Annotated in this window: 18 protein-coding genes; 11 read left to right on the forward strand and 7 right to left on the reverse strand. The window is 72.5% G+C overall.

Annotated features, from left to right (window positions below; translation table 11 throughout):
* Positions 1-5: 5 nt before the first annotated feature.
* Both AC07FK_RS13460 and AC07FK_RS13465 read right to left on the reverse strand, forming a co-directional pair.
* Positions 6-1,334 (reverse strand): ABC transporter substrate-binding protein, encoded by a 1,329-nt coding sequence (locus AC07FK_RS13460; RefSeq protein WP_479105023.1) that lies wholly within the window; start codon positions 1,332-1,334, stop codon positions 6-8.
* A gap of 99 nt (positions 1,335-1,433) precedes the next feature.
* The gene (locus tag AC07FK_RS13465) at positions 1,434-2,534 is read right to left on the reverse strand and encodes a LacI family DNA-binding transcriptional regulator (RefSeq protein WP_479105024.1); all 1,101 of its coding nucleotides are present in this window, start codon (positions 2,532-2,534) and stop codon (positions 1,434-1,436) included.
* A gap of 152 nt (positions 2,535-2,686) precedes the next feature.
* Between AC07FK_RS13465 and AC07FK_RS13470 the strand changes: the two genes are divergently transcribed.
* Entirely contained in the window at positions 2,687-4,525 is a 1,839-nt protein-coding gene (locus AC07FK_RS13470) for a DUF2264 domain-containing protein (RefSeq protein ID WP_479105025.1), read from the forward strand.
* Here AC07FK_RS13470 and AC07FK_RS13475 read toward each other — a convergent pair.
* A complete protein-coding gene (locus tag AC07FK_RS13475; RefSeq protein ID WP_479105026.1) occupies positions 4,519-5,292 on the reverse strand; it encodes an SDR family NAD(P)-dependent oxidoreductase in 774 nt (257 codons plus the stop codon). The genes AC07FK_RS13470 and AC07FK_RS13475 overlap by 7 nt on opposite strands.
* Before the next feature lie 10 nt (positions 5,293-5,302).
* Positions 5,303-6,010 carry an MOSC domain-containing protein gene (locus AC07FK_RS13480; RefSeq protein ID WP_479105027.1) on the reverse strand — a complete coding sequence of 236 codons (708 nt, stop codon included), beginning with the start codon at positions 6,008-6,010 and terminating at the stop codon, positions 5,303-5,305.
* Between the two features lie 80 nt (positions 6,011-6,090).
* Between AC07FK_RS13480 and AC07FK_RS13485 the strand changes: the two genes are divergently transcribed.
* Entirely contained in the window at positions 6,091-6,987 is an 897-nt protein-coding gene (locus tag AC07FK_RS13485; RefSeq protein WP_479105028.1) for a LysR family transcriptional regulator, read from the forward strand.
* A gap of 96 nt (positions 6,988-7,083) precedes the next feature.
* Here the strand turns inward: AC07FK_RS13485 and AC07FK_RS13490 are convergent, their stop codons facing one another.
* A complete protein-coding gene (locus tag AC07FK_RS13490; protein WP_138896198.1) occupies positions 7,084-7,410 on the reverse strand; it encodes a WhiB family transcriptional regulator in 327 nt (108 codons plus the stop codon).
* 389 nt (positions 7,411-7,799) lie between these two features.
* Here AC07FK_RS13490 and AC07FK_RS13495 point away from each other — a divergent pair, with 389 nt between their 5' ends.
* The 4 genes from AC07FK_RS13495 (at position 7,800) to AC07FK_RS13510 (ending at position 12,109) form a co-directional block, all read left to right on the forward strand.
* Entirely contained in the window at positions 7,800-8,411 is a 612-nt protein-coding gene (locus AC07FK_RS13495; protein ID WP_003948568.1) for a response regulator transcription factor, read from the forward strand.
* Between the two features lie 251 nt (positions 8,412-8,662).
* On the forward strand, positions 8,663-9,238 hold the full coding sequence (locus AC07FK_RS13500) for a sigma-70 family RNA polymerase sigma factor (protein WP_028812321.1): 576 nt from the start codon (positions 8,663-8,665) through the stop codon (positions 9,236-9,238).
* Between the two features lie 138 nt (positions 9,239-9,376).
* On the forward strand, positions 9,377-10,879 hold the full coding sequence (gene guaB, locus AC07FK_RS13505) for an IMP dehydrogenase (protein ID WP_479105029.1): 1,503 nt from the start codon (positions 9,377-9,379) through the stop codon (positions 10,877-10,879).
* 105 nt (positions 10,880-10,984) lie between these two features.
* Positions 10,985-12,109, forward strand: coding sequence for a GuaB3 family IMP dehydrogenase-related protein (locus tag AC07FK_RS13510; RefSeq protein WP_479105030.1), 1,125 nt, complete (start codon positions 10,985-10,987; stop codon positions 12,107-12,109).
* 79 nt (positions 12,110-12,188) lie between these two features.
* On the opposite strand, the gene AC07FK_RS13515 is transcribed toward AC07FK_RS13510, so the two are convergent.
* Both AC07FK_RS13515 and AC07FK_RS13520 read right to left on the reverse strand, forming a co-directional pair.
* Positions 12,189-12,671: a hypothetical protein gene (locus AC07FK_RS13515; protein ID WP_479105031.1), complete on the reverse strand. Its 483-nt coding sequence runs from the start codon at positions 12,669-12,671 to the stop codon at positions 12,189-12,191.
* A gap of 122 nt (positions 12,672-12,793) precedes the next feature.
* On the reverse strand, positions 12,794-14,056 hold the full coding sequence (locus tag AC07FK_RS13520) for a nucleotide sugar dehydrogenase (protein ID WP_479105032.1): 1,263 nt from the start codon (positions 14,054-14,056) through the stop codon (positions 12,794-12,796).
* 232 nt (positions 14,057-14,288) lie between these two features.
* On the opposite strand from AC07FK_RS13520, the gene AC07FK_RS13525 reads away from it, so the two are divergent.
* The 5 genes from AC07FK_RS13525 (at position 14,289) to AC07FK_RS13545 (ending at position 24,358) form a co-directional block, all read left to right on the forward strand.
* Positions 14,289-15,998: a glycerol-3-phosphate dehydrogenase/oxidase gene (locus AC07FK_RS13525; RefSeq protein ID WP_479105033.1), complete on the forward strand. Its 1,710-nt coding sequence runs from the start codon at positions 14,289-14,291 to the stop codon at positions 15,996-15,998.
* A 234-nt stretch (positions 15,999-16,232) separates the two neighbouring features.
* Entirely contained in the window at positions 16,233-18,161 is a 1,929-nt protein-coding gene (locus AC07FK_RS13530; protein WP_479105034.1) for a serine/threonine-protein kinase, read from the forward strand.
* Between the two features lie 149 nt (positions 18,162-18,310).
* The gene (locus tag AC07FK_RS13535; RefSeq protein WP_479105035.1) at positions 18,311-20,938 is read left to right on the forward strand and encodes a protein kinase; all 2,628 of its coding nucleotides are present in this window, start codon (positions 18,311-18,313) and stop codon (positions 20,936-20,938) included.
* 60 nt (positions 20,939-20,998) lie between these two features.
* Positions 20,999-22,594 carry a serine/threonine-protein kinase gene (locus AC07FK_RS13540; protein WP_479105452.1) on the forward strand — a complete coding sequence of 532 codons (1,596 nt, stop codon included), beginning with the start codon at positions 20,999-21,001 and terminating at the stop codon, positions 22,592-22,594.
* Between the two features lie 147 nt (positions 22,595-22,741).
* Positions 22,742-24,358, forward strand: a complete 1,617-nt coding sequence (locus AC07FK_RS13545; protein WP_479105036.1) for a succinic semialdehyde dehydrogenase — start codon at positions 22,742-22,744, stop codon at positions 24,356-24,358.
* The last annotated feature ends 7 nt before the right edge of the window (positions 24,359-24,365 follow it).

Below are 24,365 nucleotides of genomic sequence, written 5' to 3' on the forward strand. Positions count from 1 at the left end.
TCTTCTCAGCCCTCCACCTTCAGGCCGCGCTTCTTCAGCTCCGAGACGGTCGCGGCGTGACCGGCCTTCACGGCGTCCGCGATCGTCGCGCCGTCGTCGGCCACCTTGCCGAACTGGTCCTTCATGACCGTGTTGGTGGTGCCGGTGCTCGGGCCCCAGGCCCAGCCGGGGGCGATGGAGGCGCCGGCGTCCTCGAACACCCGGTAGATGTCCTGGCCGCCGAAGTACGTCGCGTCGAAGGCCGCCTTGGCCGCCGGGCGCAGTTCGGCCGCCGCCGGGAACGCGCTCGACGTGCCGGAGGCGATCCGGGCCTTGACGCCGTCCTCGGTCGTCGTCATCCACTGCGCGAACTCGACCGCCGCCTCGGTCTTCTCGCTGTCCTTGGTCACCGCGAAGGTGGAGCCGCCGAGCATGCCGCTCGCCGGCTTCCCGTCCCACGACGGCATCGGCGCGACGGCCCACTTGCCGCTCTGCTCGGGCAGGGTGCCGGTCAGGACGCCCGCGCCCCAGGACGCTCCGAGGTAGCCGACGGTGCTCCCGCTCTTGAGGGAGTTGGTCCACTCGGGGCTGAAGGAGGCGTTGTTGTGGATCAGATCGTCCTCCAGGAGCCCCTGCCAGTACGCCGAGACCTTCCGGGTGGCGGAGTCGGTCGTGTCGACCTTCCAGGTGTCGCCCTCGGCCTTGAACCACCGCGCTCCGGCCTGCCAGGCCATCGCCTGGAAGGTGGACGGGTCGTCGGGGAAGAAGGTCCCGATGCGCGCCTTCCTGTCGGCCTTCTTCACCTTCTCCGCGGCCCGGCGGAACTCGTCCCAGGTACGGGGGACTTCGACGCCGTACTTCTCGAACAGGTCCTTGCGGTAGTAGAACGCCTGCGGCGAGGCGTCGAAGGGGACGGCCCAGTTCTTGCCGCCGAGGGTGGTCAGCTCGACCGCCTGCGGCAGGAACTTCTTCTTCACGTCGTCGGTGAGGTGGGCGCTGATGTCCTGCACCGAGCCCTGGCTGACGAACTCGGGGAGCATCGGGTACTCGATGGACACCAGGTCGGGAGCGTTGCCCGCCTTCACGGCGTTGGAGATCTTGGCGTAGCCGCCGGCGTTGCCGGAGGGGATCTCCTCGTACTTCACCCGGATGTTCTCGTGCGAGGCGTTGAAGGCGTCGACGACCTCCTTCGAGCCCTTGGCCCAGCCCCAGAAGGTGATCGAGACGGGCTTGCCGTCACTTCCGGGGGCTGCCTTCCTCTCGTCCGAGCCGCTGCCGCCGCAGGCCGTGAGAACGGCGAGGGCGGTGGCGGCGCCGACTATGACATGGGACGTTCTGTTCCAACTGGGGCTCACGGCACGGCTCCTGAACGGGCGGCGACATTGCGTTGGCCGTGATACTTGAGCCAGCGATGAGCGAAGTCAAGAGCGAAAGATTGATTGATCGAAAAAAGATCAGACCGCCGTGGCTCCGCAGGACGCCCGTACGCGCAGCTGCGGCAGCAGCGTCAGATGGCGCCGCGGCTCCTCCCCGCCCGCGCCCCGCCCCTGCCCGAGCCGCTCCACCAGCAGCCCGGCCGCCTGCCGCCCCACCTCGCGCTTCGGCGGCGCCACCGCCGTCAGCGGCGTGTCGGCGAGCGCCGCCACCTCGTCGTCGTACGCGATCAGCGCCAGATCCTCCGGCACCCGCACACCCAGTTCCGCCAGCCGCTGCGCCACCTGGATCGCGTCCACGTCGTTGTGGACCAGCGCGGCCGTCGCCGCCCCCGAGGCGACCACCGCCCGCAGCGCCTGCACCGCCGCCTCGAAACGGTCCGGACCGACCTCCGCCGGTACGGAGTCGATCACCTCGCACGGCGCCCGCACCCCCAGCACGCCGAGCGCCTCCGCGTACCCCGAACGCACCGCGAGAGCCGTCGGCGAGTCGTCGCGCGCCATCAGCAGCGGCGCCCCGTGCCCCAGCCCCATCAGGTGCCGCACGGCCAGCAGCACCCCGTGCCGGTGGTCCGAGCAGACCCGGTCGATCCCGTCCAGCGCCGAGCCGGCCGCCGGCTGCCGCTCCAGCAGCACGGTGGGCACGGGCAGCGAGGCGATCCAGTCGCCGTACGCCGCCGGGTCGTCCGGCCGCCGCCACCCCGGCGCCACCAGCAGCCCCTCGGCCCCCGCCGCCAGCAGCCCCTCGGTGCGGGCCTGGTCCTCCTCCGGGCGGTAGTCCGAGATGCGCAGGACCAGTCGCGCCCCGGCCCGCGCCGCAGCCTCGTGCGCGCCGCGGATGACCTCGGCGAAGTAGTACGTCGCCGAGGGGGCCAGCATGCCGAGCACCACGCCGCCGGCGGTCCCGGCCGGCGCGGCCGCCGCGACGCCCGCCTCGCGCGGCCACGACACCGACCCGTGCACCCGGTCGAGCAGCCCCCGCCCGGCCAGTTCCTCCACGTCCCGGCGCACCGTGACGGGCGAGACGCCCAGCAGTCCGGCGAGGTCCGAGACGCGGGCCGAGCCCCGTTCCCGTACCAGGCCCAGCAGTCGGTCGTGACGGTCAGCAGCACTCTCGCGCACGGCGGCAGTCCCCCTCGCAGTGTGTGGCACGGCAAACGTGCATCGTGATCGAACGATAGAAGTTTCGATCATTCAACCGCAATGCATTGACGTTCGATCAGTCCGGGTCCTAGATTCCGGCGACGGAGCAGGACAGCCTTCAGGGGAGCATCATGCCGTTCGGACACCGCGACGACTGGGCGGCGACGGCGGACCGGCTCCTGCTGGCCGTGCGCCCCTGCGCGTCCCCCCGCCACGCGCTGATCAACCTGCCCGGCTTCCGCCCCAGTTGCTCCGGCCCGCGCTCCGACGGCCTCGAAGGCTACGCCCGTACGTTCCTGCTCGCCGCCTTCCGCGTCGCGGGCGCGGGCGGCCACGATCCCCTGGGCCATCTCGCCCGCTACGCCGAAGGTCTCGCCGCAGGCACCGAACGCCCGGTGTCCGACAGCGGGTTGTCGGCAGAAGCGCCCGAGTCCTGGCCGCTGATGTCCGACGTGCGCCAGGCCGTCGTCGAGTCCGCCTCCGTCGCCCTCGCCCTGCGCCTCACCCGCCCCTGGCTCTGGGACGCCCTCGACGAGCGCACCCGTGCCCGCGCCGTGGACTGGCTGCTGCCGGCCCTCGGCCCGTCCCCGGTCGACAACAACTGGTGGCTCTTCGGGCTCACCGTCGCCGGATTCCTCCAGGACATCGGCGTCGAGACCGACCGCGCCCGCGCCACCGTCGACCGCTCCCTCGCCCGGATCGAGGAATGGCACCTCGGCGAAGGCTGGTACAGCGACGGCCCGCACCGCGCCTTCGACCACTACAACGCCTGGGCCCTGCACTTCTATCCCGTCCTGCACGCCCACCTCGCCTCGGACCGCCGGCTCCTCGACCGCTACGGCCCCCGGCTGCGCGCCCAACTGGAAGCCCACACCCGGATGTTCGACGCGAACGGCGCCCCCATGCCGTACGGCCGCTCCCTCACCTACCGTTTCGCCGCCGCGGCCGCGCCCTGGCTCGGCGCGCTCACCGGCCACACCCCGCTCACCCCCGGCGCCACCCGCCGCCTGGCCTCGGGCACCCTGCGGTACTTCCTCGACCGGGGCGCGGTCGACGACCGGGGGCTGCTGACGCCGGGCTGGCACGGCCCGTACGCACCGGTCGTCCAGCCCTACTCGGGCCCGGCCTCCCCCTATTGGGCCGCCAAGGGCTTCCTCGGGCTGCTGCTCCCCGCGGACCACCCGGTCTGGACGGACCCCGAAGAGCCGCTGCCCGTCGAGACCGGCGACGCGGTGACCACCCTCGGCCCGCCGAACCTGCTGATCCAGTCCACGGCGGCCGACGGTCTCGTACGCCTCCACAACCACGGCAGCAACCACGCCGGCCCGGAGGACGACCCCGGTTACGCCCGCTTCGCCTACTCGACCCGCACCGGCCCCACCCACGACAGCGCCGACAACCACTTCGCGCTGCACATCGACGGTGCCTGGACCCGGCGCGGCCCTGCCGAACCCCTGGGCAACGGCCCCCGCTGGGCCGCCTCCGCGCACACCCCCGCGCCAGGGGTCCGCGTCGTGTCCGCCACCGCCGCCCACGGCCGCGCCGAAGTCCGCGCACACCTCGTCACCGGCGCGCCCGAGGGCACTCCCGTACGTCAGACGGGCTGGGCCACCGAAGAGGAAGCACTGGGACCACTCCACCCAGCCCACGCCCGCCGGACCGCACAGCTCCCGGCCCACGCCCGCCCGACCGCACAGCTCCACGCGGTGCACGGCTACACCGGCGCCGACGAGTCGCCCACCGGCTCGACCCTGGCCGCGCCCCGCACCCGTACCGCCGCCCTCGACGGCCGCACCACGGCGGGGGACTCGCTCTTCGTCGCCCTGGCCTCCCTCACCGCCGAACCCGGCCCGGCGCCCGTCGACGCCCTCGCCGCCGTCCGGATCACCGGCCTCACCGTCCAGGTGACCTGGGGGGACGGCTCGACGACGGCGCTGCGCCTGGACTGCCTGGACTGCCGGGACTACTGAGGCCCGTACTTGCGCCCCGTCCTGGAAGTGATGCCCCCCAGCAGGCCGCGCGGCGCCAGCTTCACCGCGCCCATCAGCGCCTTGTACCGCGGGTCCGGCACCGAGACCGTCTTCCCGCGGGCCAGATCGCCCATCGCCGCGGCCACCAGCTTGTCCGCGTCCAGCCACATCCACCCGGGGATGTTGTCCGTCCCCATCCCGGCCCGCTCGTGGAACTCCGTGCGCACGAAGCCCGGGCACAGCGCCATCAGCCGCACCCCGCTCCCCGCGAGATCCCGCGCCGCGCCCTGGGTGAACTGCACGACCCACGCCTTCGAGGCCCCGTACGTCCCGCGCGGCACGAAGGCCGCGACCGACGCGACGTTGACGACGCCGCCGCGTCCGCGGTCCTTCATTCCCGAGGCGGCCGCGGCCGTCAGCCGCAGGACCGCCTCGCAGTGCACCTTCAGCATGGTCAGCTCGTCGGCCATGGACACCTCGAGGAAGCGTCCCTTGTTGCCGAACCCGGCGTTGTTGACCAGCAGGTCCACCGGATGCCGGCGGTCCGCCAGCCGCGCCTCGACCGATGCGATGCCGGCCTCCGTCGACAGGTCGGCGGTCAGCACCTCCGCTTCGATGCCGTGCAGGTCGTGCAGTTCTGTTGCCTGCTCCTGGAGCCGCTCGGTGTCGCGGGCCACCAGAACCAGGTTGTGCCCGTCCGTGGCGAGGCGCCGCGCGAAGGCGGCGCCGATGCCCGCGGTCGCTCCCGTAATCAGTGCAGTCGTCATGCGGGGCACGTTAGTGCCCTGCGGATCCCGGCCGCCCGCCAGGTTTCGCGGCCGATGACTGTCGGGTGACGTACTTGCGCGCCGCCGCCAGGGCCTCGGGGTGCAGCGCGTCGCCGGCCGCGAGGGTGCGCGGCAGCAGCTCGCGCTCCGTCGTCTCCGACCTGAACTGCATGCTCACCGTGATGTCGTGGTCCGGCCGGTGCACGATCTCCACGGCGTCGCCCGCCCGTATCTCACCGGGCTCGATCACCCGCAGGTACGCCCCGGGCGCGGCCCGCCGCGTGAAGCGTCCGACCCAGCCCTTCTCGCCGAGGGCGCTCGCGAACGTACGGCACGGAATGCGGCCGCAGGTGACCTCCAGGACCAGGTCGGCCCCGACGCGCCAGCGTTCACCGATGAGCGCGCCGTTCACGTCGAGCCCGAGGGTGGTGAGGTTCTCCCCGAACGCCCCGTTGGCCAGCGTGCGTCCGAGTTCGCGCTCCCAGCCGTCGAGGTCCTCACGGGCGAAGGCGTACACGGCCTGGTCGTTCCCGCCGTGGTGGCGCCGGTCGCACACCACGTCGCCCACCAGACCGCTCCCGCCGACCCCCTTGGGTCCGGGCGCCTCCACCCGTACGGGTCCGCCGGCCGGCCGTTTGTGGATGCCGGTCGTGCCATCGGGGGAATCGGTGTAGTCGAAGGCCTCGGCGCGGCCCAGATTGACGCTCAGAAGCTGCATGGCCGCACGCTAACCGCCATCGGCTAAAAGCCGCCCACGATTAATCCGCGTCACATCCAAGCGTCACTTATGCTCGAAGGGTGATCGAAGCCCGTCATCTCCGTGTCCTGCGCGCCGTGGCCGCCACCGGCTCCTTCTCCGCGGCCGCGCGCGAACTCGGCTGCACCCAGCCCGCCGTCAGCCAGCAGATGAAGGCCCTCGAACACTCCGCGGGGACCCCTCTCCTCATCCGTACGGGCCGCGAGATGCGCCTCACCCAGGCGGGCGAGGTCCTCGTCCGGCACGCCGCCGGCATCCTGGCCGGGCTGACCGCCGCCGAGGAGGAGGTCGCCGCCATCGCGGGCCTGCGCGCCGGACGGGTCCGCCTGGTGTCGTTCCCCAGCGGCAGCTCGACCCTCGTACCCACCGCGCTGGCCGCCCTGCGCGCGGCCCACCCCGGCACCCGCGTGTCCCTGGTCGACGCGGAGCCCCCGCGCTCGGTCGAGATGCTGCGCGAGGGCGACTGCGACGTGGCGCTCGCCTTCCGGTACGGGCCCGGCGGGACCGCCGAGGACTGGGACGACCTGGTCGTACGCCCGCTGCTGACCGACCGCCTCGTCGGCCTGGTCCCGGAGGGGCACCGGCTCGCGGACGCCGGCCGGGTCGGCATCGGGGAACTGGCCGACGAACCGTGGATCGCGGGCTGTCCGCGCTGCCGCCGGCAGTTGGTCGAAGTATGCGAGAGCGCGGGCTTCACGCCCCGCATCGATTTCGCGACCGACGACTATCCGGCCGTGATCGGCCTGGTCGGCGCCGGGATGGGGGTGGCGGTACTGCCCGAGCTGGCGATGGAGTCGGTACGCCCCAAGGGCGCGCGCACCGTGGCGGTGGAGCCCGCCGTACGGCGCGAGATCGTGGCGCTCACGCTCCCCGACCTGGCCCAGGTGCCGGCGGTCGCGGCCACGCTGGACCAGCTGGCGCTGGCCGCGGCGCGCTGAGAGCGGTTGCCCCGTGCCGGGCGGGGCGGATGCAAAACGCGGGGCCGAAACGTGGGGCCGAAACGCGGGGCCGATGCAGAAACGTTCCTTCGGAGATCAGGGGTCCGGGGTGCCGGCGGGCCCCGACGACGCCGCGATGAGGCGGGTGCGCGCCCGGCCCATCAGCTCCTCGCGCTCGTCCTCGGTCAGGCCGCCCCACACGCCGTAGGGCTCACGCACGGCCAGCGCGTGGGCCGCGCACTCGGCGCGCACCGGGCACCTCATGCAGACCTCCTTGGCCGAGTTCTCACGCGCACTTCGCGCCGCGCCCCGCTCTCCCTCCGGATGGAAGAAGAGCGAGCTGTCCACTCCGCGGCACGCCGCGAGCAGCTGCCAGTCCCACAGGTCGGCGTTGGGTCCGGGAAGGCGGGAGAAATCTGCCATTGCTTGTCCCCTTGCGTCGATGCACCGAGAGCGTCTGGACCGTGGGTTGGCGTCTACTTGTGGAAGTAGATGTAAATATGACTCATTGCGAATCTAGCCACAGACACCAGCAAAACGGAAGAAAAGCCGCTAAATGGGGCATAGCTTTACTTAGGGGGCATGGCGACCCTCGATGCGCTTCTGTGCGACCGGGCCCTCACGTAGAGTGCCGATGGCGCCCGTCCGACCCGTAACTCTTTCGAGTGACCGTCGTTGAGAGTGCGAGGCGGTTGAAAGCACAAGCGATCGGGCAAGTGTCCGAGAGCGTCAATCGCACAGGTGACGAAATATGTACCAGCCTGGAGGCTCAAGGTGACGCGCAGCAGCTGTGAGAGTCGCGGAGGACAGTCATGACCTCGGTCCTCGTCTGCGACGACTCCCCGCTCGCCCGAGAGGCGCTCCGCCGCGCGGTCGCGACCGTGCCCGGCGTCGAGCGCGTGACGACAGCGGCCAACGGCGAGGAAGTCCTCCGCCGCTGGGGCGCCGACCGCTCGGACCTGATTCTGATGGACGTACGCATGCCCGGCCTGGGCGGCGTCGAGACCGTGCGCCGGCTGCTCTCCGCGGACCCGGGCGCCCGGATCATCATGCTCACGGTGGCCGAGGACCTGGACGGCGTCGCGCTCGCGGTCGCCGCCGGCGCCCGCGGCTACCTGCACAAGGACGCCTCGCGCGCCGAGCTGCGGGCGACCGTCACCCAGGCGCTCGCCGACCCGACCTGGCGGCTCGCCCCGCGCCGGCTGCGGTCCGCGGAGATGGGGGCGGCCCCGACGCTCACGGCGCGTGAGATCCAGGTGCTCGAAGGCATGAGCCACGGGCGCTCGAACGCGGAGATCGGCCGTGAGCTGTTCCTCTCGGAGGACACGGTCAAGACGCACGCCCGGCGGCTCTTCAAGAAGCTCGGCGCCTCGGACCGGGCGCACGCGGTCGCGCTCGGCTTCCGCTGGGGCCTGGTCCGATAGGACCGGCCGGTGCGCTCCCGCGCGGGTGTCTCGTTCCCCGTCCGCCCTCCGGCGGGCGGGGCGGCGGACGCCCGTGCCCCTTTCCGCCGCCGATGCCGCATCCTTGAGGGGTGGAGTTCCTCGGGGACGATTCGGTCGAGCGGGAGGGGAGGGCTCAGGAGATGAGTTCCGGCGTACCTGCTCATAACGCTTCGGTGCACAACTACGGTCGCGGTGCCGCGGATGCCTCGGCGCCAAGGCACCATGGACCGATGCGCGACGACGAGACGACGGTGATCGGTGCACTCGTCCGCCGGGCGGTCGAGGGTGACGAGCAGGCGACGCACGACCTGCTGGCACGCGTCCACCCGCTTGCGCTGCGGTACTGCCGCACCCGGCTGAGCCGGCTGCCCGGTGATGCCCGCCACTTCGTGGAGGACCTGGCGCAGGAGGTCTGCGTCGCGGTGCTGATGGCGCTGCCCCGCTACAAGGACACCGGCAGGCCGTTCGAAGCCTTCGTCTTCGCCATCGCCGCCCACAAGGTCGCAGACCTCCAGCGCGCCGCGATGCGGCACCCCGGATCGACCGCGGTGCCGTCCGACGAGATGCCGGAGCGGCCCGACGACTCCCTGGGCCCCGAGGAGCGGGCGCTGCTGAGCAGCGACGCCGAGTGGGCGAAGAAACTTCTGGCCAATCTTCCGCAGGCGCAGCGCGAGCTGCTGGTGCTGCGGGTCGCGGTCGGGCTGACCGCGGAGGAGACCGGCCAGATGCTGGGCATGTCGCCCGGCGCCGTGCGGGTCGCGCAGCACCGCGCGCTCAGCCGCCTGCGCGCCCTCGCCGGACAGTAGCCGGACCCCCGGGTCCGCCCCCGCTTCCGTAGGAACGCACGAATTCGACAGGTGATCTTGCTCGTGGAATGAGACACCGCACGATCCCGTTAGCATGGACATCCGCGCCGAGCAAGACCATTTGGGAAGGTGTCAGGCATGACTGCCAACGTCGACGGAGTGCCCGAGAAGTTCGCGATGCTCGGGCTGACCTACGACGACGTGCTGCTGCTGCCCGGCGCGTCGGACATGGCCCCCGACCAGATCGACACCTCTTCGTACATCTCGAGGAACGTACGGGTGAACGTCCCGCTGCTCTCCGCCGCGATGGACAAGGTCACCGAGTCGCGCATGGCCATCGCCATGGCCCGTCAGGGCGGCGTCGGCGTGCTGCACCGCAACCTCTCGATCGCCGACCAGGCCAATCAGGTCGACCTCGTCAAGCGCTCCGAGTCCGGCATGGTGACCGACCCGATCACCGTGCGCCCCGACACCACGCTCGGCGAGGCCGACGAGCTCTGCGCCAAGTTCCGCATCAGCGGCGTGCCGGTGACCGACCCGGCGGGCAAGCTGCTCGGCATCGTCACCAACCGGGACATGGCCTTCGAGACGGACCGCTCCCGCCAGGTCCGCGAGATCATGACGCCGATGCCGCTCGTCACGGGCAAGGTCGGCATCTCCCGCGTGGACGCGGTCCAGCTGCTGCGCCGCCACAAGATCGAGAAGCTTCCGCTGGTCGACGACGCCGGCATCCTCAAGGGCCTCATCACGGTCAAGGACTTCGTCAAGGCCGAGAAGTACCCGAACGCCGCCAAGGACGCCGAGGGCCGGCTGCTCGTCGGCGCGGCCGTGGGTGTCGCCGGTGACGCGTACGAGCGTGCCCAGGCACTCATCGAGGCGGGCGTCGACTTCATCGTCGTCGACACCGCGCACGGTCACTCGCGGCTCGTCGGCGACATGGTCGCCAAGATCAAGTCGAACTCCACGGTCGACGTCATCGGCGGCAACGTCGCCACCCGCGACGGCGCCCAGGCGCTCATCGACGCGGGCTGCGACGGCATCAAGGTCGGTGTCGGCCCCGGCTCCATCTGTACGACCCGCGTCGTCGCCGGTATCGGCGTACCGCAGGTCACCGCCATCTACGAGGCCTCGCTCGCCGCGAAGGCGGCCGGCGTGCCGGTCATCGGCGACGGCGGCCTCCAGTACTCCGGCGACATCGCGAAGGCCATCGTCGCGGGCGCCGACACGGTGATGCTCGGCTCGCTCCTCGCGGGCTGCGAGGAGTCGCCGGGCGAGCTGCTCTTCATCAACGGCAAGCAGTTCAAGTCGTACCGCGGCATGGGCTCGCTCGGCGCCATGCAGTCCCGCGGCCAGGCCAAGTCGTACTCCAAGGACCGCTACTTCCAGGAGGGCGTCGGCGCCGACGACAAGCTCGTGCCCGAGGGCATCGAGGGCCAGGTGCCCTACCGGGGTCCGCTGTCCGCCGTCGTGCACCAGCTCGCGGGCGGCCTGCGTCAGTCGATGTTCTATGTCGGCGGCCGGACGATTCCGGAGCTTCAGCAGAACGGCCGGTTCGTACGGATCACCTCGGCGGGCCTCAAGGAGAGCCACCCGCACGACATCCAGATGACGGTCGAGGCGCCGAACTACAGCAGGAAGTAATCTCGCACGTACACGCTGAGGGGCGGCCCCGGATTTCCCGGGGCCGCCCCTGTCGTGTGTGTCGGGGATACTGGAGCGGCATACCAAGAGGGAAAGGCCACACACGTGACTGAGATCGAGATCGGGCGCGGCAAGCGCGGCCGCAGGGCGTACGCGTTCGACGACATCGCCATCGTGCCGAGCCGGCGCACCCGGGACCCGAAGGAGGTCTCGATCGCCTGGCAGATCGACGCCTATCGTTTCGAGCTGCCGTTCCTGGCCGCTCCGATGGATTCCGTCGTCTCGCCGCAGACCGCCATCCGCATCGGTGAGCTGGGCGGTCTGGGCGTACTGAACCTCGAAGGTCTGTGGACGCGGTACGAGAACCCCGAGCCGCTGCTCCAGGAGATCGCCGAGCTCGACGACGAGACCGCGACCCGCCGCCTCCAGGAGATCTACGCCGCCCCCATCCAGGCGGACCTGATCGGGCAGCGCATCAAGGAGGTGCGCGACTCGGGTGTCGTCACCGCCGCCGCCCTGTCGCCGCAGCGTACGGCCGAGTTCTCCAAGGCCGTCGTGGACGCCGGTGTCGACATCTTCGTGATCCGCGGGACCACGGTCTCCGCCGAGCACGTGTCGGGCGCCGCCGAGCCGCTGAACCTCAAGCAGTTCATCTACGAGCTCGACGTCCCGGTGATCGTGGGCGGCTGCGCGACGTACACCGCCGCGCTCCACCTGATGCGTACGGGCGCGGCCGGTGTCCTCGTCGGCTTCGGCGGCGGCGCCGCGCACACCACCCGCAACGTGCTGGGCATCCAGGTCCCGATGGCCACCGCCGTCGCCGACGTGGCCGCGGCCCGCCGCGACTACATGGACGAGTCCGGCGGCCGGTACGTGCACGTCATCGCGGACGGCGGCGTGGGCTGGTCCGGCGACCTGCCGAAGGCCATCGCCTGCGGCGCGGACGCCGTGATGATGGGCTCCCCGCTGGCCCGCGCGACGGACGCGCCCGGGCGCGGCCACCACTGGGGCATGGAGGCCGTCCACGAGGACGTGCCGCGCGGAAAGCGCATGGACCTGGGCGCGGTCGGCACGACCGAGGAGATCCTCCTCGGCCCGTCGCACACCCCGGACGGTTCGATGAACCTGTTCGGCGCGCTGCGCCGCTCGATGGCCACGACGGGCTACAGCGAGCTCAAGGAGTTCCAGCGCGTCGAGGTCACGGTCTCCCCGGCCGAGCACAAGCGCTGACGCGTTCGCGCGCGTACGCGAAGGGGCCCGGACCACGGTGTGACGCCGTAGTCCGGGCCCCTTCGCGCGCTCGGCGGCGTCAGGCGGACTTCTTGGCGGCCGAGAAGGCGGCGTACGCGCCTATGGCGAGGAAGAGGAAGGTCATCGGGCCCGCCTCCTCCTTCCACACGGACGTCAGGTCCTGGAAGTTCTGGAAGAAGATCTCCGCCACGCCGAGGTGGAGCGCCTCGCCGAGGGCGATCGCGAAGCCGAGCAACTGGCCCAGGTAGACCGCGCCCAGCGAGAGGATCGCGCTCACCACCGGCAGGGCGGGGTTGGCGCCGCCGGCCTTGCCGGCCGCCAGGCCGGTGAGGTAGCCGACGGCGACGGCCGCGAAGCCGATCTGGTATTCGGTCGCGCCGATGATGCCGCCGTAGATCCCGCCGGTGACGAGCGCGGCGGCGAAGGCCGCCGCGACGCCGAGGACGACGTTGTCGCGCGCCGGCGCGGGGGCCGGGGCCTGCGGGTGGGCGTGGTCGGCGAACGGGTTGCCGGACGCCGGCGGCGGTACGGACTGGCTCATGGTGAGAATCCCCCCCAAGGGATGTGGTGCACCGTGGATGCGCACGAACGTGCGACAAGTGACGCCGAACGCTAGCAGTGCCGTACGACACCGCACCTTCGAGTTCCGCGCATCGCACGGCTTCAGAGCCGGTGGGTCGCCCCCGTCGGGGACGCGCCGCGCGTGTCGAGGAGGAGCTGCGCCTTCACCGCGAGGGCCTGGAGGTCGTACGTGCGGTGGTTCTGCAGCAGCACCGTCAGATCCGCGTTGGCGGCCGCCTCGTAGAGGGAGTCGACGCGGGGGACCGGGACATCGCGGACACGCCAGTCGGGGACGTGCGGATCGTGGTAACCGACCTGCGCGCCGAGGTCCATCAGGCGGGTGGCGATCTCCTGGGCGGGGGAGTTCTGCTGGTCGGCCAGGTCCGGCTTGTAGGTGACGCCGAGCAGCAGCACGCGGGCGCCGCGCGCGGACTTGCCGTGCTCGTTGAGGAGCGTGGCGCAGCGCTGGATGACGTACTGCGGCATGCGGTCGTTGATCTCCTGCGCGAGCCCGACCATGCGCAGGGGATGCCCCGGAGTGCCGCCGCTGTGCGGGATGTAGGTGGGGTCGACGGGGACGCCGTGGCCGCCGACGCCCGGCCCCGGGCGGAACGCCTGGAAGCCGAACGGCTTGGTCTCGGCGCAGCGGATGACGTCCCACAGGTCGACGCCGAGGTCGTGGCACAGCACGGCCATCTCGTTGGCGAGCGCGATGTTGACGTGCCGGTAGTTCGTCTCCAGTACGCCGACGGTCTCGGCCTCGCGCGGTCCCCGCGCGCGGACCACCTTGTCGGTGAGGCGCCCGTAGAAGGCGGCGGCCGATTCGGTGCAGGCGGGGGTGAGGCCGCCGATGACCTGCGGCGTGTTGGCGTGACGGTGCTGCCGGCTGCCCGGATCCACCCGACTGGGGGAGTAGGCGAGGTGGAAGTCCCGGCCCGCGCGGAGCCCGGAGCCCTCTTCGAGGATGGGGCGCAGGAATTCTTCCGTGGTGCCGGGGTATGCGGCCGATTCGAGCAGCACGGTGGTGTGCGGGCGCAGTCGCGCCGCCAGGATCCTGGCGGCGTCGCCGATGTGGCTCAGGTCGAGCGTACGGTCGGCGCCGAGCGGGGTGGGGGCACAGATGACGGCGGTACGGACCCGGCCCAGTTCGGCCGGGGCTTCGACGGTGCGGAAGCCCCCGGCCAGCATGCGGCGCAGGTCGGCGGCGGTGAGGGAGCCGTCGACCGGAGCGCGCCCGGCGGCGAGGTCCGTGAGGCGTCCGGGGTCGGTGTCGTAGCCGATGGTGTCGATGCCGGAGGCGACCGCGGCCTGGGCGAGGGGCAGGCCGAGGTGGCCGAGTCCGATGACGGCGAGATCTGCGGGCATGGCGGTGGGCCGTCCTTCCCAATAGCCGGAGGGGAGGCAACGCGCAAACCCTGTGGACAGTTCGGGCGAGCGCAATTTCAGACTAAGCGTAAATATGACCGTTATGCGGCATTGTGTGAGGCCGGGGCGCGGGAGTGTTGTCCACAGGCGGTGGCCGGAGACGGGCGGCCCAGACAGAATCGAGGAGGCGGGGATGTGATCCCGGCCACCCCGACCACTACGGGAGGCAGCAGTGAGGACAGCGACACTGGGACCCGCCGAGCGTGCCGAGGCGCTCGCGGCGATGGCCGAGCGTGAACTGGACGTGCTCGTCGTGGGCGCGGGCGTGGTCGGCGCCGGGACGGCACTCGACGCCGTCACGCGCGGGCTCTCGACCGGGCTCGTCGAGGCACGGGACTGGGCCTCCGGCACGTCGAGCCGGTCGAGCAAACTCATCCACGGCGGCCTGCGCTATCTCGAGATGCTCGACTTCGCGCTCGTACGGGAGGCGCTGAAGGAACGCGGACTGCTGCTGGAGCGCCTCGCACCGCACCTGGTGAAGCCCGTGCCGTTCCTCTACCCGCTCCAGCACAAGGGCTGGGAGCGGTGGTACGCCGGGTCGGGCGTCGCGCTGTACGACGCGATGTCCGTGTCCTCCGGGCACGGGCGCGGCCTGCCGATGCACCGTCACCTCTCGCGCAAGCGCGCCCTGCGCGTCGCGCCCGCACTGAAGAAGGACGCCCTGGTGGGCGCCCTGCAGTACTACGACGCCCAGATGGACGACGCGCGCTTCGTGACGACGCTGGTGCGCACGGCCTCGCAGTACGGCGCGCAGGTCGCCAACCGGGCCCGCGTCGTGGGATTCCTGCGCGAGGGCGAGCGGGTCGTCGGGGCCCGGGTGCGGGATCTGGAGGGGGGTGGAGAGTACGAGGTCAGGGCCAAGCAGGTCGTCAACGCCACCGGGGTGTGGACGGACGACACCCAGGCGCTGATCGGCGAGCGCGGCCAGTTCCACGTACGGGCGTCGAAGGGCATCCACCTGGTGGTGCCGAAGGACCGCATCCACTCGTCGACCGGGCTGATCCTGCGGACCGAGAAGTCGGTGCTGTTCGTCATCCCCTGGGGGCGGCACTGGATCGTCGGCACGACCGACACCGACTGGGACCTCGACAAGGCCCACCCGGCGGCGTCCAGCGCGGACATCGACTACCTGCTGGAGCACGTCAACTCGGTGCTGGCGGTGCCGCTGACGCGCGACGACGTGCAGGGCGTGTACGCCGGCCTGCGGCCGCTGCTGGCCGGGGAGTCGGACGCCACGAGCAAGCTCTCGCGCGAGCACACGGTGGCGCACCCGGTGCCGGGGCTCGTCGTGGTCGCGGGCGGCAAGTACACGACGTACCGCGTGATGGCCAAGGACGCCGTCGACGAGGCGGTGCACGCGCTCGACCAGCGCGTCGCCGACTGCGTGACGGAGGACGTGCCGCTGGCCGGGGCCGAGGGCTACCGGGCGCTGTGGAACGCGCGGGCGCGCATCGCGGCGCGGACGGGTCTTCACGTCGTGCGCGTGGAGCACCTGTTGAACCGGTACGGCTCGCTGGCCGAGGAGCTGCTGGAGCTGATCGCCCGTGACCCCGGGCTCGGCGTGCCGGTGGGCGGGGCGGACGACTACCTGCGGGCGGAGATCGTGTACGCCGCCTCGCACGAAGGGGCGCGCCACCTGGACGACGTACTGACCCGGCGGACGCGCGTCTCCATCGAAACGTTCGACCGGGGTACACGCAGTGCGAGGGAGTGCGCCGAGCTGATGGCGCCGGTACTCGGCTGGGACCAGGAGCAGATCGAGAAGGAGGTCGAGCACTACGAGAAGCGGGTGGAGGCGGAACGGGAGTCGCAGCGCCAGCCGGACGATCTGACGGCCGACGCCGCGCGTCTGGGGGCGCCCGACATCGCGCCGATCCAGTGACTGGCCGTGATGCGGTGAACTCGGCAAGGCGGCGGGGAGGTTCGGTGGAACCGGCCTGATACTGCTGTGACCTGCGCGTGGTCCCTTTTGTTCGCCCGGTGGAGAGGGCCCGGCGACCCGGGACCACGATCGGTCGCGCGGTGAGGGACAATGAAGGCTCTGCCAGGGCGGGTTGTCGCATCACCCTGGAACGCAGCCATCGCGGGCGAAGATCAGGGATCGCAGAGGGGACGCATGTCGGAGGCGGAGCAGTCCAAGGACACCGAGGGACGTCTTCTCGCCGGGCGGTACCGGCTCGGAGAGGTACTCGGCCGGGGCGGCATGGGTACGGTCTGGCGCGCGGTCGACGAGACGCTGGGCCGCACGGTCGCGGTGAAGGAACTGCGCTTCCCCACAAGCATCGACGAAGAGGAGAAGCGCCGGCTCATCACGCGCACGCTGCGTGAGGCCAAGGCGATCGCCCGCATCCGCAACAACGGCGCCGTGACCGTCTACGACGTGGTCGACGAGGACGACCGGCCGTGGATCGTCATGGAGCTCATCGAGGGCAAGTCGCTCGCCGATGTGGTGCGCCAGGACGGGCTGCTGACGCCGCGGCGGGCCGCCGAAGTGGGCCTCGCGATCCTCGACGTACTGCGTGCCGCGCACCGCCAGGGCATCCTGCACCGCGACGTGAAGCCGTCCAACGTCCTGATCTCCGAGGACGGCCGGGTCGTCCTCACCGACTTCGGCATCGCGCAGGTCGAGGGCGACCCGTCGATCACGTCGACCGGCATGCTGGTGGGCGCGCCGTCGTACATCTCGCCGGAACGGGCCCGTGGTCACAAGCCGGGCCCGGCCGCCGACCTGTGGTCGCTGGGCGGTCTGCTCTACGCCTCGGTGGAGGGCACCCCGCCGTACGACAAGGGTTCCGCGATCGCGACCCTCACGGCCGTGATGACCGAGCCGCTCGACCCGCCCAAGAACGCGGGCCCGCTGGAAGAGGTCATTTACGGCCTGCTGGCCAAGGACCCTGACCAGCGGCTCGACGAGGCGGGCGCGCGAGCCCTCCTCAACGACGTGATCCACCTGCCCGAGAAGCCGGACGGGGCCCGGCCGTCGCTGGAGGCGACGCGGGTCGTGCCGCTGCCGCCCGTTCCGGACGACGTGCTCAGCGAGGTGCGCCCGGCCGGGCGCGACGCGAAGGCGGACGAGACCGCGGCCCCCGGCGACCGGGTCCGGGGCGCGCTGAAGTCCGTACGCAACGCGGCGGCCGCCCAGACCGCCAAGCAGAAGCAGACCTCGCAGGCGGGGCGGCCCGCGGGCGGCCCGACGCCGCCGGCGCGGGCGTCGCTCACCGATGTCGTCCCGCGTCGCACGCTGGTGATAGTGGCGGTGGTCGCCGCGCTGGCGGTGATCGGCACCGTGCTCGCCGTCGCGCTGTCCGGTATCGGTGACGAGGGCGCCCAGGGCAAGTCCCCGGACGGCACGTCCGCTTCGAGCGGTACGACCGCCGGCGGCGACGCCAAGGGCGGCGACGCCAAGGGCGGCGCCGGCCAAGGCAAGGAGCCGGACGGCGGGAAGAGCCCGAGCCAGGACGCCGGTCAGGGCCGGGGCGACGCCACGGGTGACGACGCCGGCAAGGACGACACCGGCAAGGGCGACGCAGACGACGACTCGGCCGACGACTCCGGGACGGACGTCCCGCCGAAGGACGGTGCCCTGCCCAAGGGATACGCGAAGGTCAGCGACGATCGGTTCCGCTTCACGATGGCGATGCCGAAGGGGTTCAAGCGCACCGACATAGCGGGCGTGAACTCCGGCGGCATCTACAACGCGCGGCCGGGCGCCTTCCCGCGCGTCCAGATCGACTTCAACGCCAGCCCCCGGGACGACGCCCGCGCCGCCTGGGCGGCGGCCCAGGCCGGAGTCGCCGCCACGAGCAGCAACTACAAGCACCTGGGGATCCGGCCCGTCGACTACAACGGCTACCCCACCACCGCCGACTGGGAGTTCGAGCGCGATCAGGGCGGAATGCGGGTACACGTCCTGAACCGGGGCTTCAAGGTCGACGCCACGCACGGTTACTCGATCATGGTGAGCTGCAAGGCGAGTGAGTGGAACGGCGAGGAGTGCCGGACGCTGCGGAAGGCCGCGCACGACACGTTCAAGCCGAGGGACTGACGTTCACATCCGCCGGGTTGCCGAGACCCGGCGGCGCGGCAGGGGTCGGCCACGTATCGTGAGAGCTCGTGGACTGACCGTACGCGACCGGAATTGACGACTTGGTGCGGTCACCGGGTCGGAGGTACAGCGCGCTCTGGGGAGGCGTCGTGGATGACTACGCGGGTCGGGTGCTTGCCGACCGCTACCGCCTTCCGTTGCCGCCTTCCGATGCGTACGAACTGGTGGAGACCAGGGCGTTCGACACCTACAGCGGCCAGGAGGTGCTGGTCCGTCAGATCCCGTTACCGGAAGTCGTGGAAGCGGAGTTCCTGGACGGCGAGGGCGGCGGGGCCGCGCAGCGGCGCGCCGCCGGGCATGCGACCCGGCGGCCGGCCGATCCCGCCGTGCGCCGGGCCGTCGAGGCGGCGCAGGCCGCCGCGCAGATCCCCGACCACCCCCGGCTCGACCAGGTCTTCGACGTCTTCGCCGAGGGCGGCTCGCTGTGGATAGTGAGTGAACTCGTGGCCGCGCGGCCGCTCGCGGCGCTGCTCGCGGAGAAGCCGCTCAACCCCTACCGGGCGGCGGAGATCGCCGCCGATGTGCTGACCGCCCTGCGGGTGCTGCACGCGCACGGCTGGACCCACCGCAACATCACCGTCCGCACCGTGCTCGTCTGCGACGACGGCCGCATCGTCCTGACCGGCCTCGCGGCCGGCGCGGCGGAGGAGGCGCTCTGCGGATACGCCCCCGTCCCCGTGCCGGCGGATCCGGCCGATGACGAGGACGGGGAGAGCGGCGGCTGGGGCGGCCCGGCGCCGGAGTACGACGCGCCCGCAGGCTACGGCGGCGCCCCCGCTCCCGCCGCCCGCGCCCCGCTGCCCGCGGGCGGCGGCAGCCCCGCCGCCGAAGTGCGCGCGGCCCGCGCCGGAGCCATCGCGGCGTACCGCGCGGGAGCCCGGGCAGCGGCCCGGGTCAACGAGGAGCAGCGCCCCGGCGCGGCGAACGCGGTCCCGGCCCAGCGTCCGCCGGCCGGCGGCCCGCGCGCGATCAGCCCGTACGTCGACCTCGACCCCGGCCCCGAGCCCGCCGAGCGCCCCCAGTGGCCGGAGCTCGCCGGGACCCGGCAGGACGGCCCGCGCCCCGGCGCGCCCGGCGCCGCCGCCCGGCGGCCCGACCCCGGCCGGCCGGCGGGCGCGGCCCCGGCGGCCACCACCGGCGGCCGTGCCCCCGCCGCCACCGGCGACCACGACGACTCCTGGCACGGCGCGGTGCCCCGCTCCCCGGCGGGCGACGGGATGCGGGCCGACGGTTTGCGCCGCGGACCGCAGCAGCCGCCGCAGGCCGCGCAGCCCCGGCCCCCGGCCCGGAGCTGGGACGAGGTCGTGGCGGGCGGGCACGACGACGGCCGGGGCGACACCGGCGGGCAGCCGCCCGTGTACCGGGGACCCGCCACCCCGCTCGCCGCCGAACGCGCCCGGCAGGCGCGGATCGCCCTCGTCGGCGCCGTCACCGAGCGGTGGGCGCCCGAGCAGGCCGGGTCCGTCCACGGGAACTGGCAGCTCGCTCCGCCCATCGGCCCCTCCACCGACCTCTGGGCCCTCGGCGCGCTGCTCTTCCGCACCGTGCAGGGCCACGCCCCGTACCCGGAGGAGAGCGCCATAGAGCTGGTGCAGCTCGTCTGCGCCGAGCCGCCCGCCTTCGCCGAGGAATGCGGCCCGCTGCGGCCGGTCGTCGAGTCGCTGCTGCGTCAGGACCCGACCGAGCGGCCCGACTTCGAGGAGCTGCGCGGCTGGCTGCGCTCGCTGGTGCGGTCCGCGCCCGAGCCGGAGGCCGGGGCGGACGTCGTGCCGCTGCCGTCCGCCGACGCCGCGCGTCTGCCCATCGTGCGCCGCCGCGGTGAGCTCGTCCGCAGACGCCGGGGGGCGTCGTCCGACGTGCATGGCCGCCACCGGCACAAGAAGGCCAAGGTCCGGGGCAAGGTGGAGCACCGGGAGCCGCGCGAGCCGCGGCCTCCCAGGGAGCCGCGGATCAAGGAGCCGCGGATCCAGAAGAAGCAGCGCGGCGGCCCGCGTTCGCTCGGGCGTACGCTCCTGCTCCTCATCCTCCTCGGCCTGACCGCCGCGCTCGTCTACGCGATGGTCTTCATGCCGAAGGCCGGCGAGGAGGAGGGCGGCCAGGACGGCAGCCGGGCCGGTGACCCCGTGCGGGCGGGCGCCGGACGGAGCACCGGCGCGCCCACCACGCCCGGCCCCTCCGCCGGGCCCGCGAGCGAGCGGCCGGACCCGGAGAGGACGCCCGGCTCCCAGCAGCCGCAGACCTCCGGACCGGCCACCGACGTCGCCGAGGGCTACACGCTGCGCAAGGACCCCGAGGGCTTCCGGATCGCCGTCGACAAGGACTGGGAGCGGCGGCCGATCAACGACGCCGGCCAGGTCCGCTACCGGGGCAGCGGCTTCGAGCTGCTCGTCGTGCCCGGCCGCGACACGGTCGAGGAGTACGGCGGCGACCCGATGGACTACCAGCTCAAGAAGGAACGCGAACTCCAGGCCGTCAGGGACTCCTCCTGGTCCACCCAGAACGGCCTGCGCCGCATCGACGTGGGACAGCAGGCCATGGCGGAGGGTCAGTTCACCTGGCAGGACAGCAGCGGTCGGGACGTGTACGTACGCAACCTCGCGATGATCGTCGGCGACCGGTACCACGTCGTCCAGGTGATCGGACCGGAAGCCCAGCGCGACAAGATCACCGAGATCTACGAACAGGCCACGGCGGCCTACCGGGTGACAGGCGGCTGACCAGGCCCTTGGGCCTCCTAGACGCGGGGCAGGACAGATGACGTGGACCACTCACACGCGATGACCGGCGCGACAGGGGGCGGCAATCGCCTCATCGCCGGGCGGTACCGCCTCGGCGACCGGCTGGGGCGCGGCGGCATGGGCACCGTCTGGCAGGCGACCGACGAGCTGCTCGGACGGCAGGTCGCCGTCAAGGAGCTGCACTTCGGCGGCGACGAGCCGGGCCTTCCCACGGCCGACGCGCAGTTGCGGCGCGAGCGCGCGCTGCGCGAGGCCAGGACCGTGGCCCAGCTGGTCCACCCGCACGTGATCGTCGTGCACGACATCGTCGAGGACTCCGACGCCGGGCTCTCGTACATCATCATGGAGCTGATCGACGGTGATTCGCTGGCGGACCGGATCGCCTCCTCGGGACCGGTCGACGTCCGCGAGGCCGCCCGGATCGGTCTCGCGCTGGTCGGCGCGCTGCGCAACGCCCACGAGCGGGGCGTACTGCACCGCGACCTCAAGCCCGACAACGTGCTGCTGGAGGCGGGCACCGGCCGGGTCGTCCTCACCGACTTCGGGATCGCCCGGCTCGACGGCGGTACGACCATCACCGACGCCGGATCCTTCGTCGGCTCGCCCGAGTACACCGCGCCCGAGCGGATGGAGGGCCGCGCGGCGGGCCCGGCCTCCGACTTGTGGTCGCTCGGCGTGCTGCTGTGCACGGCGGTGAGCGGCGAGTCCCCTTTCCACCGCGACTCCCTGGGCGGCGTGCTGTGCGCCGTCATGCACGACCCGATCGTGCCGCCCGCCGCCGCGGGCCCGCTGCTCCCCGTCGTACGCCGCCTGCTGGAGCGCGATCCGCAGCGCAGACTCGGCGCGGCCGAGGCGGAGCGTCTGCTGCTGGCCTTCCTCGCGACCGGGATCGCCCCCGAGACCGTGCCCCCGTGCCCGGCCACGCAGTCGCACGTACCGCTGGTGCCCAGGGTGATGCGGCTGCGGCTCGGCGGCGTCCGGGGCGCGCTCGTCGCGAGCGTGCTGGTCGCCGTGATGGCGGGGGCCGGCGCGGCGACGGCGACCCTGTTCCTGCGCGGCGGCGACGGGGAGGGCGGCAACCGGGGCGGCGGGCGTACGGACGCCGCGCCCACCCGTACGGTCACCTCGACCGTGTCGACGCGCCCCGGCGACGGGGGTCCGGCCCCGAGCGGCACGGCCGGCGCGGCCCGCACGCCCCCGCCCGGCTACCGCAGGGTGAGCGACCCGGCGGGCTTCACGGTCGCCGTCCCGGAGGGCTACGACCGGTCGGCCGACGACAGCCGGGTCGCGTACCTGTCGCCGGACAAGAGCATCAGGATCGGTGTGCGCCAGCAGACGCCCGTGCCCGGCGGCCCGCTCGGCGTGATGCGGCGCGCGCACGAGAGGGGCCCGGACGCGCACGCCGGCTACCGCGCCGGCAAGGTCACCCGCACCACGCACAACGGGCTGGCCGCCGCGCTGTGGGAGTTCGTCAGCGACGGTTTCGAGCCCGGCGACGAGGACCGGCACACCTACGACCTGTGCTGGGAGGAGGGCGGTCTGATGTACGACGTGTGGGTGTCGGCGCCGGTCCGCCTCCAGGACGACGCCAAGCGGCACTTCGACACCGCCCTCGACTCGTTCGCCCGCGACTGAGACGCCGCGTGCCGAGGGTCGGAAGGCCGGCACAAGCCCCTGATCAGGGCTTATTTGCCAGTGAACACTGGCACGGTGGTGAGGGGCCCGTGAAAAGGCGTTACCGACGGGTACCAAAAGGCTCGCCGGAGGCTTACTCTCCCCTTCATGACGGACTCGCAGGCCCCCGCAGCCGCCCTCGGTACGAACCCCACCGCCGCCGCCCCAGCGGGCGCGCGCACCGCGGCCGACGTGGTCACCCCCGAGGTGGTCGCCCAGCTCACGCGTGACGTGGTCGGCTCGGGCCGCACCGCGAACCACACGCCTTTCACCGGGGAGAAGCTGGCCGACCTGCCCGAGTCGACCCCTGAGGACGTCGCCACCGCCTTCGAGCGGGCGCGCGCCGCGCAACCCGTCTGGGCGGCCGTGCCCGTGCGCCGGCGCGCCGCGGTCCTGCTCCGCTTCCACGACCTCGTGCTGGAGCGCCAGGCCGAGGTGCTCGACCTCATCCAGCTGGAGACCGGCAAGGCCCGCCTGCACGCGCACGAGGAGATACAGGCCGTCGCCACGGCCGCCCGTCACTACGGCCGCAGGGCCGCCTCGTACCTCAGGCCCAAGCGGCGCACCGGCGCGATCCCGACTCTGACCAAGGTCACCGAGCTGCGCCAGCCGCGCGGCGTCGTCGGCCAGATCGCTCCCTGGAACTACCCCCTCGAGCTGTCGATCGGCGACGCGCTGCCCGCCTTCGTGGCCGGCAACGCCGTCGTGATGAAGCCCGACACCGAGACCGCGCTGACCGCCCTGTGGGCCCGCGACCTGCTCGTCGAGGCCGGACTGCCCGCCGAGGTCTTCCAGGTCGTCCTCGGTGACGGCCCGGTCGTCGGCCCCGAGATCGTCAAGCACGCCGACTACGTCTCCTTCACCGGCTCGACCCGCACCGGCCGCGAGGTCGCCCAGGGCGCCGCCGCCCGCCTCATCGGCGTGTCCTTGGAACTCGGCGGCAAGAACGCCATGCTGGTCCTGGCGGACGCCGATGTCGAGAAGGCCGCCGCGGGCGCCGTCCGCGCGTGCTTCTCCTCCGCCGGGCAGCTGTGCATCTCCATCGAGCGGCTGTACGTGCACGAGTCGGTCGCCGACGACTTCGTCGCCCGGTTCGCCGCCCGTACGAAGGCGATGCGCCTCGGCACGTCCCTCGCGTACGGCGCCGACATGGGCTCGCTGGCCGGCGAGCGCCAGCTGGAGAACGTCAGGCGTCACGTCGAGGAGGCCGTCGCCAAGGGCGCCACGCTCGTCGCCGGCGGCGTCGCCCGCCCCGACATCGGCCCGCTCTTCTTCGAACCGACCATCCTGGACGGCGTCGAGGCGCCGATGGCGGTGTGCACCGAGGAGACCTTCGGCCCGGTCGTCTCCGTCTACCGGTTCACCGACGAGGACGACGTCGTCGAGCAGGCCAACGCCACGCCGTACGGCCTCAATTCGAGCGTCTGGACGAAGGACGCCAAGCGCGGCCACGCGGTCGCCGCCCGGCTGCGCACCGGCACGGTCAACATCAACGAGGGATACGCCCCCGCGTACGGCAGCGTCCAGGCGCCGATGGGCGGCATGAAGGACTCCGGCCTCGGCCGCCGGCACGGCTCCGAGGGCATCCTCAAGTACACCGAGGCGCAGACCGTCGCCCACCAGCGGCTCATTCCGATGGCCCCGTCCTTCGGCATGGACGACGAGAAGTACGCGGCGTTCATGAGCACCAGCCTGAAGGCGCTCAAGGTCCTGCGTTTCCGCTGATCCCAGC

This window comes from Streptomyces sp. NPDC046122, assembly GCF_056429965.1.

Bases quoted from the DNA above. Each gene is read 5' to 3' on its own strand.
- AC07FK_RS13470 (WP_479105025.1), top strand. From the start codon at position 2,687: ATGCCGTTCGGACACCGCGACGACTGGGCGGCGACGGCGGACCGGCTC.
- AC07FK_RS13475 (WP_479105026.1), bottom strand. From the start codon at position 5,292: ATGACGACTGCACTGATTACGGGAGCGACCGCGGGCATCGGCGCCGCC.
- AC07FK_RS13480 (WP_479105027.1), bottom strand. From the start codon at position 6,010: ATGCAGCTTCTGAGCGTCAATCTGGGCCGCGCCGAGGCCTTCGACTAC.
- AC07FK_RS13490 (WP_138896198.1), bottom strand. From the start codon at position 7,410: ATGGCAGATTTCTCCCGCCTTCCCGGACCCAACGCCGACCTGTGGGAC.
- AC07FK_RS13495 (WP_003948568.1), top strand. From the start codon at position 7,800: ATGACCTCGGTCCTCGTCTGCGACGACTCCCCGCTCGCCCGAGAGGCG.
- AC07FK_RS13500 (WP_028812321.1), top strand. From the start codon at position 8,663: ATGCGCGACGACGAGACGACGGTGATCGGTGCACTCGTCCGCCGGGCG.
- guaB (WP_479105029.1), top strand. From the start codon at position 9,377: ATGACTGCCAACGTCGACGGAGTGCCCGAGAAGTTCGCGATGCTCGGG.
- AC07FK_RS13515 (WP_479105031.1), bottom strand. From the start codon at position 12,671: ATGAGCCAGTCCGTACCGCCGCCGGCGTCCGGCAACCCGTTCGCCGAC.
- AC07FK_RS13520 (WP_479105032.1), bottom strand. From the start codon at position 14,056: ATGCCCGCAGATCTCGCCGTCATCGGACTCGGCCACCTCGGCCTGCCC.
- AC07FK_RS13530 (WP_479105034.1), top strand. From the start codon at position 16,233: ATGTCGGAGGCGGAGCAGTCCAAGGACACCGAGGGACGTCTTCTCGCC.
- AC07FK_RS13540 (WP_479105452.1), top strand. From the start codon at position 20,999: ATGACCGGCGCGACAGGGGGCGGCAATCGCCTCATCGCCGGGCGGTAC.
- AC07FK_RS13545 (WP_479105036.1), top strand. From the start codon at position 22,742: ATGACGGACTCGCAGGCCCCCGCAGCCGCCCTCGGTACGAACCCCACC.